This window comes from Mammaliicoccus fleurettii, assembly GCF_003970575.1.
Classification (GTDB): domain Bacteria; phylum Bacillota; class Bacilli; order Staphylococcales; family Staphylococcaceae; genus Mammaliicoccus; species Mammaliicoccus fleurettii.
This window is the reverse complement of the sequence record NZ_RXWZ01000145.1, coordinates 1-1,224: the sequence shown is the minus strand read 5'-3', so window position 1 is coordinate 1,224 and position 1,224 is coordinate 1. Positions and strand designations below refer to the sequence as shown.

The window sequence follows — 1,224 nt, the reverse complement described above, 5'->3', positions numbered from 1 at the left end:
AACAATGAAAGAATACATGCAGGATTAAATTATCAAACGCCAACCTCTTATAAACTTATGAATTCTGTCTAAGTTTTTGTTGACATACCACTTTTCTCTGAATTATGTCCCTTAGCCCCTTGCACTACCACTCACACTCTCTTACCTATTATAACTATGATATGGGCATGTGATAATGTGATCGTCAATAATACCTATACTTTGTAAAAATGAATAGACAATTTTTGGACCGACAAAATTAAATCCAATTTTTTTTAAGTCTTTACTTAATTTAATTGAAAGTTCTGTTTCAGCTGGTATGCCTGTTGTATTATGCCATTCGTTGATTATAGGTTTGCCCTCTACATAAGACCATAAAAAGTTTGCTAAACTTCCATATTGTTGCTGAATGTTTTGCACTAATAATGCATTGTTTCTTACGGATTTGATTTTTCCTTTATGTTTTATAACGTTATATTCTGTTCTAATTTCCTCTAATTCATCGTCTGTTAATTGTGCACATTTTTCGATATCAAATTGTTTAAATGCTTCTTGATATGCATGACGTTTTTGTATAACAGTTTCCCAAGACAAACCTGCTTGAGCGCCTTCTAAAGAAAGCATTTCAAATATATATTGATCATCTTTATTTATTCTACACCATTCTTTTTCATGATATACTTTCATTAAATCACTACTTGGCCACGTGCATTCAGTCATGCTTAATCACTCATTCCATATTTTTTATCTAACTTATGATTTCGAATCATAAATATTATAATTGTAATTCCAAATACACTTAATATTAAAATTGCCTCCCAAACGCCTAATTTAAAAGGCATCCCCAATGCTGTATATAAATCTTTAACTACGATAAATGTAAATAACGCCATAATTTCAAATTTTATAAAATAAATAAGTAATTTAGCATTTTCTATTTGTTCTTCGTTTGGCTTACCATAAAGTGATGGAACATGTATGTATTGATCTAATTCAGGTCTACTTACAATAGTATGTAATATTAACCAGATAAATATTCCTAATGCTGGCATAAAAAAGATAAATGCTTTTGTTGCCCATGCATCTGGATTACCTGCAAAATCATAATGACTTGGTATATTATCGGGCAATACGTCAAAATTAATTATAATTAATATGGTTCTGTTGCAAAGTAAAAAAATATAGCTAACCACTAATTTATCATGTCAGTGTTCGCTTAACTTGCTAGCATGATGCTAATTTCGT

Annotated in this window: 2 protein-coding genes; both read right to left on the bottom strand. The window is 30.0% G+C overall.

Annotated elements, in window-relative coordinates; genetic code table 11:
• Positions 1 to 141 precede the first annotated feature (141 nt).
• Positions 142 to 699 (bottom strand): DNA-3-methyladenine glycosylase I, encoded by a 558-nt coding sequence (locus CD129_RS10250; protein WP_115337747.1) that lies wholly within the window; start codon positions 697 to 699, stop codon positions 142 to 144.
• 2 nt (positions 700 to 701) lie between these two features.
• Positions 702 to 1,172, bottom strand: a complete 471-nt coding sequence (locus CD129_RS10245) for a DUF1648 domain-containing protein (protein WP_115337748.1) — start codon at positions 1,170 to 1,172, stop codon at positions 702 to 704.
• Positions 1,173 to 1,224 lie beyond the last annotated feature (52 nt).